This is a genomic window from Nocardia sp. NPDC055002 (assembly GCF_053608825.1).
In genome coordinates, this window is sequence record NZ_JBSGWE010000002.1 from 39,120 (window position 1) to 53,423 (window position 14,304).

At 68.7% G+C, this 14,304-nt stretch carries 12 protein-coding genes; 7 read left to right on the forward strand and 5 right to left on the reverse strand.

Annotation, left to right across the window (positions count from 1 at the left end; genetic code table 11):
• Positions 1-124 precede the first annotated feature (124 nt).
• Positions 125-868, reverse strand: a complete 744-nt coding sequence (locus ACWF99_RS07395) for an alpha/beta fold hydrolase (protein WP_452535349.1) — start codon at positions 866-868, stop codon at positions 125-127.
• Between the two features lie 74 nt (positions 869-942).
• Between ACWF99_RS07395 and ACWF99_RS07400 the strand changes: the two genes are divergently transcribed.
• The 3 genes from ACWF99_RS07400 (at position 943) to ACWF99_RS07410 (ending at position 2,871) form a co-directional block, all read left to right on the forward strand.
• Complete coding sequence (locus ACWF99_RS07400; RefSeq protein WP_101466671.1) at positions 943-1,350, forward strand: OB-fold nucleic acid binding domain-containing protein; 408 nt, start codon at positions 943-945, stop codon at positions 1,348-1,350.
• A 3-nt stretch (positions 1,351-1,353) separates the two neighbouring features.
• Positions 1,354-2,100: a DUF3159 domain-containing protein gene (locus tag ACWF99_RS07405; RefSeq protein ID WP_378626695.1), complete on the forward strand. Its 747-nt coding sequence runs from the start codon at positions 1,354-1,356 to the stop codon at positions 2,098-2,100.
• Between the two features lie 99 nt (positions 2,101-2,199).
• The gene (locus ACWF99_RS07410) at positions 2,200-2,871 is read left to right on the forward strand and encodes a sigma-70 family RNA polymerase sigma factor (RefSeq protein ID WP_378658238.1); all 672 of its coding nucleotides are present in this window, start codon (positions 2,200-2,202) and stop codon (positions 2,869-2,871) included.
• A 4-nt stretch (positions 2,872-2,875) separates the two neighbouring features.
• Here the strand turns inward: ACWF99_RS07410 and ACWF99_RS07415 are convergent, their stop codons facing one another.
• Both ACWF99_RS07415 and ACWF99_RS07420 read right to left on the reverse strand, forming a co-directional pair.
• The gene (locus ACWF99_RS07415; RefSeq protein WP_067458738.1) at positions 2,876-3,547 is read right to left on the reverse strand and encodes a potassium channel family protein; all 672 of its coding nucleotides are present in this window, start codon (positions 3,545-3,547) and stop codon (positions 2,876-2,878) included.
• A 4-nt stretch (positions 3,548-3,551) separates the two neighbouring features.
• On the reverse strand, positions 3,552-4,217 hold the full coding sequence (locus ACWF99_RS07420) for a potassium channel family protein (protein WP_056811222.1): 666 nt from the start codon (positions 4,215-4,217) through the stop codon (positions 3,552-3,554).
• Positions 4,218-4,388: 171 nt separating this feature from the next.
• Here ACWF99_RS07420 and ACWF99_RS07425 point away from each other — a divergent pair, with 171 nt between their 5' ends.
• The 3 genes from ACWF99_RS07425 to hpnE all read left to right on the forward strand — a co-directional run bounded on the left by ACWF99_RS07425 (position 4,389) and on the right by hpnE (position 9,238).
• Positions 4,389-6,386, forward strand: coding sequence for an APC family permease (locus ACWF99_RS07425; RefSeq protein ID WP_452535351.1), 1,998 nt, complete (start codon positions 4,389-4,391; stop codon positions 6,384-6,386).
• Between the two features lie 36 nt (positions 6,387-6,422).
• Positions 6,423-7,781, forward strand: a complete 1,359-nt coding sequence (locus ACWF99_RS07430; protein WP_378626698.1) for a class I SAM-dependent RNA methyltransferase — start codon at positions 6,423-6,425, stop codon at positions 7,779-7,781.
• A gap of 62 nt (positions 7,782-7,843) precedes the next feature.
• The gene (gene hpnE / locus ACWF99_RS07435; protein ID WP_452535352.1) at positions 7,844-9,238 is read left to right on the forward strand and encodes a hydroxysqualene dehydroxylase HpnE; all 1,395 of its coding nucleotides are present in this window, start codon (positions 7,844-7,846) and stop codon (positions 9,236-9,238) included.
• Here hpnE and ACWF99_RS07440 read toward each other — a convergent pair.
• Both ACWF99_RS07440 and glsA read right to left on the reverse strand, forming a co-directional pair.
• A complete protein-coding gene (locus ACWF99_RS07440) occupies positions 9,219-9,890 on the reverse strand; it encodes an SIMPL domain-containing protein (protein WP_452535354.1) in 672 nt (223 codons plus the stop codon). The genes hpnE and ACWF99_RS07440 overlap by 20 nt on opposite strands.
• Before the next feature lie 73 nt (positions 9,891-9,963).
• On the reverse strand, positions 9,964-11,772 hold the full coding sequence (glsA, locus tag ACWF99_RS07445) for a glutaminase A (protein WP_378628283.1): 1,809 nt from the start codon (positions 11,770-11,772) through the stop codon (positions 9,964-9,966).
• 317 nt (positions 11,773-12,089) lie between these two features.
• Here glsA and dxs point away from each other — a divergent pair, with 317 nt between their 5' ends.
• Positions 12,090-13,988 (forward strand): 1-deoxy-D-xylulose-5-phosphate synthase, encoded by a 1,899-nt coding sequence (gene dxs / locus ACWF99_RS07450; protein ID WP_378658250.1) that lies wholly within the window; start codon positions 12,090-12,092, stop codon positions 13,986-13,988.
• Positions 13,989-14,304 lie beyond the last annotated feature (316 nt).

A 14,304-nucleotide genomic window follows, 5' to 3' on the forward strand; every position in this document is an offset into this window, starting at 1 on the left:
GCTCCTCCGCCTCTCCGCGACTGCTGCCGGTCGTGGGGAGGTGGTTCGGCTGGTGAACGGGCCGGTGGTTCGGGGTGGGTCTGATGTCGGGGGTACCCGGCGAGTTACCCCTGTGCTCGCGAAATCAGTTGTCCTGCAGGATGTTTCGTTGCCTGGGGGTCGCTGGTAGTAACTTGCCCAACTCTGCGAACCCGGCATGCCCGAGTACCGCCGGGTCGGCGCCCAGCTCGGCGAGTGTCACCCGGTGTAGTCGGGCTGACGGCAATGTTGCCGCCCATTCCTCGGCGACAGCGAACGGGTGGACCGGGTCGTCCTCGGCGCCGACCACCGCGACCGGCACGTCGTTGCCCGCCAAGTCGTCCAGCGACGGCCACGCGTACGCTGCGGCCTCGTCCAGCGCTGCGGGCAGATGCGGCCACTGCCCGCGCCAGGACTGGGTCAGTGCGTCGGCCAACCAGGCCGGACTCGAGGCGCGCATCCGCTCGATCACCGCCTCCAGGCCGTCGGCTCGCAGTTGCTCGGCGGTAACCGCGGCGCTCAATGCGGCTGGGCACGCGGCGGTTTCGGCACCCGTCCAGGCGGGTAATGCTGTGATGACACCGACTACCGCGGTCCGGTGCTCGGCTGCCCAGTCGAGTGCGATCGCGGCGCCGAGGGAGATGCCCGCGGCCAGGACCGGACCGCGCGCCGCGGCAGCGTCCAAAGCCGCGGTACAGCTCCCGATCACGGCCTGCGGGTCCGGTTCGACGGCGTGGAAGGCGAGTCCGTACGCGAGGGCGGCAGGCCCGAACGCGCGGGCCGCGAAATCGGCGTCGGAGCCGGTCCCCGGCAGGGCGACCACGGTGACCTGGGGTGGGGTGCGCAACACCGACCGAGCGTAGCGGCCGGGCGTTTGCCCATCTACAGTGGCGGTGTACGGCCAACTAGCGGGAGAAGCGTGACATGTCGTCATCCACGGGCGGACACAAGTCGGGATCGGGTCCGGACTCGGGATATTTTCGCCGACTCGGTCGTCGTCTCACCGCCGATATCGACCAGCTCGACGCCGAGGAATTGGCCGAGACGGTCGATGCCTCCGGTGCCCGGCGGGCCAAGGATTGCTGTCGTGGCGAAGAGGCGACGATTCTGGGCAGACTCCGCAGTGTCGAGGCGTGTCCCAAGGCAGCCGGTGCCACCGTGCAGGCCGAGTTCTTCGACGGCACCGACGCCATCACCCTGGTGTGGATCGGGCGCAGGCGCATTCCCGGTATCGAACCGGGCAGGCGCATTCTGGTCCGTGGTCGCGTCGGCGACCGCGACGGCCGCAAGGTGATCTTCAACCCCTACTACGAATTGCGCGGGAACAGCTGACGTATGCCCTCCAGCGACGAGTACCGCACTGCCGCGGACCCCGAAGCCACCGTGGCGTTGCCCGTGGTCACCGATGAAACGGTGGACCCGGAGATCGACACCGAGGTCGACAAGGCCGAACAAACCTTGCTCGAGCAGCTCGGCGGTTTCAGCGGCCTGATCTATTCCACCCTCCCGGTTCTGGTTTTCGTCCCGGTGAACACCTTCGCGGGCCTCACCGTGGCCATCTGGGCCGCTCTCGGCGTCGCCGCCGCCATCCTGATCTGGCGGCTGGTGCAGCGCAGCCCCATCCAGCCTGCCGTCTCGGGCTTCCTCGGCGTAGGCCTGTGCGCGCTCATCGCCCAGCGAGTGGGGGAGGCCAAGGGCTTCTTCCTGTTCGGCATCTACACCAGCCTGGTGTACGCGGGCGTGTTCGCGGTGTCGATCCTGCTGCGCAGACCGCTGGTCGGGGTGATCTGGGGCGCGCTCAACGGGCACGGTCACCGCTGGCGGACCGACAAGCGCATTCGCAAGCTCTACGACCTGGCCACCGCGGTCTGGGTGGTCGTGTTCGGCGCCCGCTATCTGGTGCAGTCGCAGCTCTACGACACCGACCACACCACCTGGCTGGCCGTGGCGCGGATCGGCATGGGCTGGCCGCTCACCGCGGTCGCCCTGGTGGTCACCGTGTGGGCGGTGCGCCGCGCCGGGCACCTGCCCGCCGAGAAAGCCGACAAGCCCGGCGCCGGAACGGAATCCGTGCCCGCGTAAGGGTGGGCAGCACGCCGCCGGAGGTGGGGAAGTACCCACCCTGGGGTATCTGGTCGCGACCGGCTGTTCGTCGCACGATCAATGCGTAGGAAAAACGCGATGATCGTGAGAGGACCGGCGACCATGATGGCAACCGAGCACCGAAATGAGCGACCGGCCACCACAGCACGCCGCGACGCCGCCAAGACCCCGGCGCCCGTGCTGTCGGAGAGCAAGCGCCTCGGCGCCGAACTCGACGCGCTGATCGGCCCGGCCGCTGCCGGTGATCGCGACGCCGTCGCCGAGATCCTGCGCCTGGTGCATCCGGTGGTCCGCCGGTACTGCTCGGCCCGCATGGGCACCACCGGGCATCTCACCGTCACCGCCGACGATGTCACCCAGGAAGTCCTGATCGCCACCGTCACCGCCATCCCGCGCTACCGCGATCAGGGCAAGTCGTTCCTGGCCTTCGTCTACGGCATCGCCGCCAACAAGGTCTCCGACGCGTTCCGTCGCGGCAAGCACACCGCCTACCCCACGGCCGAGCTGCCCGACAGTGCCAGCACCTCGGCGGGTCCGGAGGAATGGGTGCTGGCCTACGAGCGCCGCGCCGCCACCCTCGAACTGATGAAGGTGCTCGCGCCGAATCACCGTGAAGTGCTGCACATGCGCATCGTGCTCGGCTGGAGCGCGGCCCAGACCGCCGAGGCCATCGGCACCAGCCCGGGCGTGGTCCGGGTGATGCAGCACCGCGCGCTCAACAAGCTGCGCGCGGAACTGAAAGTGGCGTAAGGGCTTACGGCCGCACGCCGTGCGTCGCCAGGGTGAGCCGCAGATCCTCTTCGGCCTCCACCGAGGTGACGAACAGCAGTTCGTCGTCACCCTCGAACGGATCGTCGGGTTGCGGCACGATGACCCGGCCACCGCGCAGGATCGTCACCAGCGCGGTATCGCGCGGCATCTTCAAGGTCCGCACCGGCTTTCCGGCCAGCTGGGTGTCGGCGGGCAGGGTGATCTCGACCAGATTGGCCTGCCCTTGCCGCAGCGTCATCAGCCGCACCAGATCACCCACCGACACGGCCTCCTCGACCAGCGAGGCGAGCAGCCGCGGCGTCGACACCGCCACGTCGACGCCCCACGACTCGTTGAACAGCCATTCGTTGCGCGGATCGTTGACCCGCGCAACCACCCGGCGCACCCCGAACTCGGTCTTGGCGAGCAGGGCGTGCACCAGATTCGCCTTGTCGTCGCCGGTGGCCGCGATCACCACCTCGTAGGTCTCGAGATCGGCGTTCTCCAGCAGCGACAGCTCGCAGGCGTCGGCGTGCACCCAGACGGCGTCGGGGATCGCGGCGGGATCGATGTGGTCGAGCTGGCGTTCGAGCAGCATCACCCGATGTCCGCCGCGTAGGAGTTCCCTGGCGATCGAGCGCCCGACCGCGCCCGCTCCGGCGATGGCGACCTTCATGTGTTCAGTCCTCGCTCAGTGGGGCCTTGGCGGCCAGGGCGATCGCCTCGCCGACCGTGCCGGACGTGGCCGCGACATAGACGACGTCGTCGGCCTGGACGATCGTCTTGGATTCGGGCAGCAGGCCCTGGCCGAAGCGCAGGATGAACGCCACCCGCACCTGCAGGTCGCGTTCCAGATCGCGCACCGTGCGACCGGACCAGTCCTCGTGCAGGGTCAGCTGGGTCACCGCGACCGCGCCGGTGGGATCGCGCCAGGTGGTGGTCGAGTTGTCACCGATGAGGGTGCGCAGGAACCGGTCGGTGGTCCACGGCACGGTGGCGATGGTCGGGATGCCGAGTCGTTCGTACACCTCGGCGCGCTTGGCGTCGTAGATGCGAGCGACGACACGTTCGACGCCGAACATCTCTCTGGCCACTCGTGCCGAGATGATGTTGGAGTTGTCACCGGAGCTCACCGCGGCGAAGGCGTCGGCGCGCTCGATCCCGGCGCGGGTCAGCACCTCACGGTCGAAGCCGACGCCGATCACTTCCTGCCCGGTGAAGCCCTCACCGAGGCGGCGGAAGGCGGTGGGATCCCGGTCGATGACCGTGACCTCGTGACCCACCCGGGTCAGCGCACGCGCCAGTGACGAGCCGACACGCCCGCACCCCATGATCACTACGTACACCGTGCACCCTCGTTCCTTGCCTACCCGTGGCGTCCGGCAAGGACCGTACCCGCCGGATGCTCCCATCGCCCATTTTCCCCGCGCCGACGCGGGGCAAACAATCCGGACATCGCCGTGACGCCGATCAACGTGCGCGCGAAGGTGCTGGTGAACTCCTCTATGCTCAGCCCGGTGTCCAAGTTGACGACGGCAGCCAAGCGTGTGCTGCTGGGCAGGCCGTTCCGTAGCGATTCGCTCGGCCACACGTTGTTGCCCAAGCGTATCGCTCTTCCGGTCTTCGCCTCCGACGCGATGTCGTCGGTCGCGTATGCCCCGGAGGAAATCTTCCTGGTGCTGTCGGCGGCGGGCATCTCGGCCTACGTGTACGCGCCGTGGGTCGGGCTTGCCGTAGCCCTGGTGATGGCGGTGGTCGTTGCCAGCTACCGGCAGAACGTGCACGCCTACCCGTCGGGCGGTGGTGACTACGAGGTCGCGACCAAGAACATCGGACCCAACGCCGGTCTGACGGTCGGCAGCGCGCTGCTGGTCGACTACGTGCTCACCGTCGCGGTGTCGATCTCCTCGGCGGCGTCGAACATCGGGTCCGCCATTCCGTTCGTGGCCACACACAAGGTGTTGTTCGCGGTGGTGGCGATCGCGATCCTGACCGCGATCAACCTGCGCGGCGTGCGCGAATCCGGTACGGCGTTCGCGATTCCGACGTACGCGTTCATCGTCGGCATGGTCGTGATGCTGGCCTGGGGCCTGTTCCGTACCTACGTGCTCGGTGACGATATCCAGGCCGAGTCCGCCGGTTTCGGGCTCAACGCCGAAGACGAGCACCTCTACGGCTTGGCCTTCGCCTTCCTGATCGCGCGCGCCTTCTCCTCCGGCTGTGCGGCGCTGACCGGTGTCGAAGCCATCAGCAACGGCGTGCCCGCGTTCCGTAAACCCAAGTCGCGCAATGCCGCGACCACCCTGCTGCTGCTGGGTTCCATCGCGATCGTGCTGCTGATGGGCATCATCATCCTGGCCCAGAAGATCCGCGTCGTGTACGCGCACGACCCCGCGCACCTGGTCGGCGCGCCCGCCGATTATCACCAGAAGACCCTGATCGCGCAGATCGCCGAAGCGGTGTTCCACGGTTTCCCGATCGGCTTCTTCTTCATCACCATCGTCACCGCCCTGATCCTGGTGCTGGCCGCCAACACCGCGTTCAACGGTTTCCCCGTGCTCGGTTCGATCCTGGCCCAGGACCGCTACCTGCCCCGTCAGCTGCACACCCGCGGCGACCGGCTCGCGTTCTCCAACGGCATCCTGTTCCTTTCGGGTGCCGCGATCGCGTTCGTGGTGTTCTTCGGCGCCGAAGTGACCAAGCTGATCCAGCTCTACATCGTGGGTGTGTTCGTCTCGTTCGTGCTGAGCCAGACCGGCATGCTGCGGCACTGGACGCGCCTGCTGCGCACCGAGACCGACCCCGCGCAGCGCAGGCAGATGAAGCGGTCCCGGGTGATCAACGCGATCGGTCTGACCGCGACGGGTGCCGTGCTGATGATCGTGCTGGTCACCAAGTTCTTCGCCGGCGCCTGGATCGCGATCCTCACGATGGTGGCGATCTTCGTCGTGATGAAGCTGATCCGTAAGCACTACGACTCGGTCTCGCGCGAACTCGACGAATCCGACTGGGACGGCGTGCTGCCCAGCCGCACCCACTCGCTGGTCCTGGTGTCCAAGCTGCATCTGCCCACCCGCCGCGCGCTGGCCTTCGCGCGCGCCACCCGCCCGGACACCCTGGAAGCGGTGACGGTCAACGTCGACGACGCCGACACCCGCAAGCTGGTGCGCGAATGGGAGAACAGCGAGATCAACGTGCCGTTGAAGGTGATCGAATCGCCCTATCGCGAGATCACCAAGCCGGTGCTCGAGTACGTCAAGCGGGTGCGCAAGGACGCCCCGCGCGACGTGGTCACCGTCTTCATTCCCGAATACGTGGTCGGCCACTGGTGGGAGCAGGTGCTGCACAACCAGTCCGCGCTGCGGTTGAAGGGCAGGTTGCTGTTCGAGCCCGGTGTGATGGTGACGAGTGTGCCGTGGCAGCTCAGTTCCTCCACCAGGGCCAAGCAGACAGCCGATGTGAACGCACCGGGTTCGGTGCGTCGAGGTTTCGAACGACCAGGACGTCGCGAATGAGCGGCGCGCCGGTCGAGGGTGAGAGTGGGTGTGGCCGTGAGTGATTGGAGCGGACAAGAATTCGAGGTGCGTCTCGGGGCGCCCGGGCACGGTGGGTTCATCGTCGGGCGCCACGAGGGCCGGGTCGTGTTCGTGCGACACGGGCTGCCCGGTGAGCTGGTGCGGGCGCGGGTGACCGAGGATCGCGGCGGTTCGTTCTGCCGGGCCGACGCGGTCGAGATCATCGAGGCGTCCCCGGACCGGGTGCCCGCGACCTGTCCCGTGTCCGGGCCGGGCGGTGCGGGGTGCTGTGACTTCTCCTTCGCGACGCCCGCGGCGCAGCGCGCGCTCAAGGCCACAGTGGTGGAAGAGCAGTTGCGTCGGTTGGCCAAGATCGAGCGCGAGGTGACGGTCGAGCCGATCGCCGGTGATTCCGGTGAGGTCACCGGTGGCTGGCGCACGCGGGTGCGGTTGGTCGTGGACGGCGCGGGGCGCGCCGGTGTGCACCGTTACCGCAGCACCGAGGTGATCGCGGATCTGCGCTGCCCGCAGCCTGTCGCCGGTGCGCTCGACGGCGTCGCGGATCGGTTGTGGACCCCGGGCGCCGATCTGGTCGTCGCGGTCGACGGTGACGGTGTGCGTCATATCGTCGAACTGGCCGAGACTCCTGCTTCCGGTCCCGCCGGCCGCCCGCAGACACCGCGTGGCGCGAGCCGTGGTCGCGGTCAGCGCCCGGGGCGTCGTCGTGAGTCGGCGCCGCCGGTGGGTGACGAGCGTGGCGCGATCCGGGACCGGGCGGCTTCGCGGAAGTCGGCGATGAACGCGCCTCGTGAGGAGTGTGTGGTCGAGGGTTCGGGTCGCGTCGTCGAGTATGTGGCGGGGCGTCGCTGGGAATTGTCGGCGACGGGATTCTGGCAGGCGCATCGCGGTGCGGCGCAATGCTATTCGGACCTGATCGCCGAGTGGTCGGGGCTCGCTCCCGGCGGTTCGGGGTGGGACCTCTACGCCGGTGTGGGCGTGTTCGCTGCCCGCCTGGCCGAGCAGGTGGGGCAGACCGGGGCGGTGACCGGGGTCGAATCCGCTCGTTCGGCGGTTGCCGACGGTGTGGCGGCGCTGGGGGATCTGCCCTGGCTGGAACTGCGTAGTGAGCGGGTCGAGCCGTGGGTTCGCAGTGCTTCCGGTAGGCCGGATGTCGTGGTGCTCGATCCGCCGCGGGCGGGGGCAGGCAAGGATGTCGTCGCCGCTGTGGCCGATGCCGATCCGCGCCGGATTGTTCACATCGGTTGCGACCCGGCGGCTTTCGCTCGTGATCTGGGGTTGTACCTGGACGCCGGGTACCACCTGTCGGAGCTGCGGGCCTTCGACGCCTTCCCGGCGACGCACCACGTCGAATGCGTGGCGCTGCTCGACCGCTGAGTGTTCGGTGATCCCGGACGATTCCACCGATAGAAAGAGAGAGTTCGCGCTACATTGTCTCAATGGTGGACGTGAACGACTCACGCCGGTTCGTTGTCATCGGGGGTGGGCTGGCCGGGCTGGCCGCCGCCGTGTGGCTGGCGGAAGCCGGTGAACAGGTGACCCTGCTGGAGCGGCGAGGTCGGCTCGGCGGCCGCACGCAGGCGATGCGGGTTGCCGAGGTGGACGACCTCGCCGACAACGGCCAGCACGTGGTGGCCAGTGGGTACCGGAGCCTGTGGCGGTATCTGGAGAGCGTGGGCACGCTGCAACACGTGGAGTTCCCCGGGGCCGGGAGCCTGCGCTGGCCGGGCGGTCGCGCAGTCATGTTGCACACCAAAGGTTTCGGAGCCGTGCGCACGCTGATGGGTGCGCATCCCGACGCGGGACCGCTGGAGCGGCTGCGCGCGCTGCGTTCCGCGCTGACGTTGGTGCGGCAGGCGCTGTGGCAGCCGGCCTACCTCGCCGACATCACCACCGACGAGTGGTTCCGGCGCCTGGCCATGCCGCCGAAAGCGCGGGAAGCCCTGTGGGATTGGCTCGCGCTCGGCATCGCCGCGGAACCGGTGGACAGGGAGTCGGCGAAGGTGTTCGCCGATGTGCTGGCCACCGGGGTCCGGATCGGGATGCGGACCCGGAAGGGTGTGACCATCGGCTACCCCACCGTGGATCTGGACACTCTCTACATCACCGGTGCCGAGAAGGTCTTCGAACGTCACGGGGTCGACGTGCGCTACCGGGCGGTGGCCCGCAAGATCGTCATCGTCGACGGTGAAGCGACCGGGGTGCAGCTGGCGGACGGCTCGGTGGTCGAGGCCGATGCGGTGATCTGCGCGGTCCCGAACTCGAGTATCAGCGGGCTCCTCGACGACCTGCCCGAACACGCCGAAATATACGCTGCCGCAGACAAACTGGGTTTCACCCCGATCGTGAGCACGAACCTGTATCTGGACCGGCCGCTGAAAACCAAGTCGGCCATGGAGGCGCTGATCGGCGGCACCGGAGTGATCGATCAGGTCTTCGACCGGCAGCGCATGCACCGGCGCGCGCCCGACGGCACCTGGCTGTACTGCCTGACCACCAGCGGCGCCTACGAGCAGATCCACAAGAGCAACAGCGAGATCGTCGCCGAGCAAATGGATCTGATCCGCCGCTACTACCCGGAAGCCGCCGACGCTCAGGTCGTCACCGGCCATGTGGTGAAGATGCCGAAGGCGACCTTTTCCCAGGTTCTCGGTACCGACAACCTGCGCCCCGACCAGCGCACCTCGGTCCCGAACCTGATGCTGGCCGGCGACTGGACCCGCACGGACTGGTGCGCCACGATGGAAAGCGCCGTCCAGAGTGCCGAACGCGCCGTCGAAGCGCTGCTCGCCCAGCCGGAGCAGACCGGCCGCGTCAGTCGAGGGCCCAGGTGACGCGGACGCTTGCTCCGACTTCGGTTTCGCCGGGGACCACGGGAACCGGGGAGCTGGCTCGGGCCATCAGCATGGGGGAGGAGTCCATTTCCGCGCTGATGTCGTAGGCGCGGGAGCTCGGAGGTGAGGTGTCCTCGGTGATCTGGAGGACAGCGCCCAGGCTCACTCCGGCGCGGGTCGCGTACTGCTCGGCTTTCGCCTTCGCGTCGTCGTAGGCCGCGTCGCGGGCTTGCTCGAGCAGGGGGTCCGGGTCGGCGATGCCTCGGGTGAGGCCGCCGAGGCGGACATCGTCGCCGCCCGCGTTCACCGCGGCGGCGACCGTTTCGGCGGGGTCGATGCCGGTGCCTTCGCGCAGCGACACACTGAGGCCGGTGGAGGCCAGGTATCCGGCGATCTCGTTGCGCCCGTTGTCGGTGTAGACGGTTTCGGTGCGCACGCTCAGGCCACTGGTGGCCATGTCCGCGTCACTCACTCCGGCGGTTCGCAGCGCTGCGACGACCGCGCTCACCCGGTCGCCGGCCCGCCCGTAGGCCCCGGCGACGGTGTCGGCGCGCGATTCCACCGACAACGTCAACCGGATCAGGTCGGGGACCGCGCGCACCACGCCGCGCCCGAAGGTGGTCGTGCTCGCCTGCCAGGACTTCTTGCTCACCGCGGTACTCCTGTCGGTCGAAGGCTGCTGTGCTGCTCAACGTCTCGCGTAAGGACCGAGTTCCGCCCGGCGGTCAGTAGTTCTCGGCGTTGCCCGAGATGGTTCGGACGGTGGCTTCCATCTGCGCGTATGCCCCGGCCGCGAGCCGTTGCAGCAGGGCGAGTTTCAGCTGCGGGTGCTGCTCGGCGAGCTCGTCGAACACGGCCGCGCTCATCACCGCCACCCGCAGCCCGGTCTCGGCGACGATGTCGTTGACGAACTTCTCGCCGGTCAGCATCGGGATCTCGCCGAACGACATCCCCGACGACAACGTCACCAACCGGTGCACCCGCCCGTCGGTGCCCGCGAACGTGGCTCGCACCCGCCCGGCGAGAATCAGATACAGCCCGGACCGTGGCTCGCCGCGCTCGGCGATCACCTCGCCGCGGGCGAAGGTGCGGGCGACGAAATCCGCGCACAGCCGGTCCCGGTCGGCGGCGGCGAGCCCCACCAGCAGCGGATGCTCGTGGAGGTCGATCGACGTGGCGGCGCGCGTTCCCGGCGGTCGATGCCGGTCGAGCACGATGTCCTCACACCATTCGGTCGCGGTGTCGCGGTCGACGAACACCCGCCCGCGCGGATCGTCGGGATCCAGACTCGACACCTCGTGACCGAGCTTGGCATCGGGATCGACCAGCGCCACCCGGCTGCCCCGGCGCACCAGCTCGGTCTGCAACTGCTCGACCATCCCGCGGGCCACCTGGCTCACCTCGCCGACCCGGCGCAGGTCGATCACCAGCGCGTCGAGCTCGTCGGCGTTGCCCTCGATCGCGCGCACCGCCCGCTCGGCACCGGCGAACAACAGGTCGCCGTGCAGCTCGTAGACCCGCGCACGGTCACCATGGGCGGCCAGCACCTCGGCCTCCTCGGGGGTGCGGCGCAGTCGCGACGGCAGCTGCGCGACCGAGTAGTCGGCGCGGATCGCGGTGCGCGCCGATCGGGTCACGTGACAGAAGTGCAGTTCGAGCCGCCGCGACAGCTCCCGGCACGCCGCCACCCCGCGCACGCTGTTGCCCTGCCCGTCCAGCCTCGGTGAATACACCGAGATCCCGAGCTGACCGGGCAGCACCGCGATGATCCCGCCGCCGACCCCGCTCTTGGCGGGCAGCCCGACCGTGGTCACCCAGTCACCGGCGGCGTTGTACATGCCGCAGGTGGTCATCACGCTGAGCACCCGTTCGGTGAGCGAGGTCGACAGCGCCCGTTCGTGTGTCTTCGGATTGACCCCGTTGTCGGCCAGGGTCGCCGCCATCACCGCCAGATCGGCGCAGGTGATCTCGATCGAGCACTGCCGGAAGTACCGGTCGACCACGTCGTCCGGATCGACGTCGATGATGCCGACCGAGCGCAACATGTACCCGATCGCCCGATTGCGGTACCCCGTGCGGGCTTCGGATTCGTAGACCGCCTCGTTCATCGTCAACTCGCGCCCGGCGAAGCGGGAGTAGCAGCGACGGACCCGCTCGAACTTGTCGGCGGCGTCGCGGCCGTCGATCAGCGAGGCCGCGGTGATGGCCCCGGAGTTGATCATCGGATTGCTCGGGCGCTGGGTGTCGGGTTCGAGGCTGATCTCGTTGAACGGTTCACCCGACGGCTCCACATCGATGTGCTCGGCCACCTCGTCGAGTCCGCGATCGGCCAGCGCCAGCGCGTAGGTGAACGGCTTGGAGATGGACTGGATGGTGAACCCGATGTCGGTGTCGCCGACCTGATAGACGAGTCCGTCGGCGGTCGCCAGGCACAGTCCGAACGAATCCGGTGCCACGGCGGCGAGCTCGGGGATGTAGTCGGCGGGTGCGCCGGAGGTGTCGTCGCGACAGACCGCGTACACCTCGTCGAGCATGCCCGCCACCACACCAGGGTCGATCGTGCGCGTCGCGCCGTGCGGTCGAGTCACAGCGTCACTGTAGGTCGCGGCGTCGATGGCCCGGTCCTGGACGCGCGGGGGAGATTGTCCTCACAGCCCAGAACTCGGTGAGGTAAGCCTTGGTCGAACCCGATTTCCGCCCGCGCGTCCTGTTCACCGGGCCTGCGGCGGTATCGTCGTCGCGACCGTAGAGCTCGCCGTGCCCGTGCTGGGAAGGGCCCGCGAGCCTGTGCCCGTCACGCGGGCAAATACACTGGGCTGATCACAATGTAGTCCGGAGGGAGCGAGTTCAGGTGGGAGTGCTGTCGCGGGTGGATTCACCCGAAGATCTGCGCCGGCTGAGCGTGCCGCAGCTGCGGGAACTGGCGGACGAGATCCGCGAGTTCCTGGTGCAGAAGGTCGCCGCCACCGGAGGCCATCTCGGCCCCAATCTCGGGGTGGTCGAGCTGACCATCGCCTTACACCGGATTTTCGATTCGCCCGCCGATCCGTTGATCTTCGACACCGGCCACCAGGCGTATGTGCACAAGATCCTCACCGGTCGCAAGGATCGCTTCGACTCGCTACGCAGCCGCGACGGTCTGTCGGGCTACCCGAGCCGCGCCGAGAGCGAACACGACTGGGTCGAGTCCTCACACGCGTCAGCCGCGCTGTCCTACGTCGACGGCCTCGCGAAGGCGTTCGCGCTCACCGACCAGGACCGCACCCCGGTCGCGATCGTCGGCGACGGCGCGCTCACCGGCGGCATGTGCTGGGAGGCGCTCAACAACATCGCGGGTGCGCCCGATCGCCCGGTGGTGGTGGTGGTCAACGACAACGGCCGTTCCTATGCCCCCACGATCGGCGGACTCGCCGACCGCCTGACCGCCCTGCGCACCCAGCCCGCCTACGAGCACGCGCTCGACGCCGGGAAACGCATCCTGAAAAGCATTCCCGCCGTGGGTGATTCGGCGTACTCGATGGTTCACGCCCTCAAGGCCGGGATCAAAGACGCGGTGAGCCCGCAGGAACTGTTCTCCGATCTGGGCATGAAGTACGTCGGCCCGGTCGACGGCCACGATCTCGTCGCGCTCGAGGCGGCGATGCGGCGTGCCAAGGACTTCGGTGGTCCGGTGGTCGTGCACGTGGTCACCCGCAAGGGCAACGGTTACGAGCACGCCGAGAACCACGTCGCCGACCAGATGCACGCCTGCGACCCGATCGACCCGCTCACCGGCCGCCCGCTGGCGGGCAAGAAGGCTAAGGGCTGGACCGCGGTGTTCTCCGAGGAGCTCATCGAACACGGTGCGCGCCGCGACGACATCGTCGCCATCACCGCCGCCATGCCGGGCCCCACCGGCCTGGCCGCGTTCGGTGAACGCTTCCCCGAGCGCATGTTCGACGTCGGCATCGCCGAACAGCACGGCATGGCCTCGGCCGCCGGTCTGGCGCTGGGTGGCATGCACCCCGTGGTCGCCATCTACGCCACCTTCCTCAACCGTGCGTTCGACCAGCTCCTGATGGACGTGGCATTGCTGAAGCAGCCCGTCACGGTCGTGCTGGATCGCGCGGGTGTCACCGGCCCCGACGGCGCCAGCCACAACGGCATGTGGGACTTCTCGCTGCTGGGCATCATCCCCGGTATCCGGGTCGCGGCCCCGCGCGACGGTGCCACGCTGCGGGAGGAACTGGCCGAAGCGCTCGCCGTCTCCGACGGTCCGACCGTGCTGCGGTTCCCGAAGGGCAGTGTCGCCGAGGACATCACGGCGGTCGAACGTCTCGACGGGCTGGATGTGCTGCGACTGGCCGTGCCCGGTGCGGGCTCCGCCCAGTCCCAGCACGGTGACGTCCTGATCGTCGCCGTCGGCCCCTTCGCCGACACCGCGATGAAGGTCGCCGAACTCCTCGAACCTCGAGGCATTTCGGTCACCGTCGTCGACCCGCGCTGGGTCATCCCGGTGTCGGACACCTTGGTCAAGCTCGCGGAGAACTACCGCCTCGTGGTCACCGTCGAAGACGGCGGCTTGCACGGCGGCATCGGCTCCACCGTCTCCGCCCGCCTGCGCGACGCGGGCCTGGACGTCCCCACCCGCGATCTCGGTGTGCCCCAGCAGTTCCTGGACCACGCCTCCCGCAACGAGATCCTCGAAGAACTCGGCCTCACCCCCGACGCCATCGCCCAGCGGATCGGCGGCTGGCTGCAATCACGCTGACCAGAGCCGGATAGCGCCCGCCGCGTGTCGGGCGTTGTCCACCTCGGGCGTTGCGTACCCTCGCTGCCGAACGGACTGCTCGGGATTCCGATCGGCAGGAGAGTAGCTGGCCGCCGCCCACCGCTGACGATGTCGTGCTCGCCTCCTCCTCGTCCTCGCTGCTGCCCACCGACTTCTCCCAGGGCAGCGCCGCGGCGGACCGCAATCGACTCACCGGACAAGTCGGCCATGGGCATGGTGGTCCAGCAAGTCGACGCCGCCTACGGCAACGGCGCGCAGAAGTACGAGCAGGGCGTGACAGCCCGCGACGAGAAGA

What these genes read in the sequence shown, in the direction of transcription:
- ACWF99_RS07400 (WP_101466671.1), top strand. Translation starts at nt 943, where the DNA reads ATGTCGTCATCCACGGGCGGACACAAGTCGGGATCGGGTCCGGACTCG.
- ACWF99_RS07405 (WP_378626695.1), top strand. Translation starts at nt 1,354, where the DNA reads ATGCCCTCCAGCGACGAGTACCGCACTGCCGCGGACCCCGAAGCCACC.
- ACWF99_RS07410 (WP_378658238.1), top strand. Translation starts at nt 2,200, where the DNA reads ATGATCGTGAGAGGACCGGCGACCATGATGGCAACCGAGCACCGAAAT.
- ACWF99_RS07415 (WP_067458738.1), bottom strand. Translation starts at nt 3,547, where the DNA reads ATGAAGGTCGCCATCGCCGGAGCGGGCGCGGTCGGGCGCTCGATCGCC.
- hpnE (WP_452535352.1), top strand. Translation starts at nt 7,844, where the DNA reads ATGGTGGACGTGAACGACTCACGCCGGTTCGTTGTCATCGGGGGTGGG.
- glsA (WP_378628283.1), bottom strand. Translation starts at nt 11,772, where the DNA reads ATGCTCGACGAGGTGTACGCGGTCTGTCGCGACGACACCTCCGGCGCA.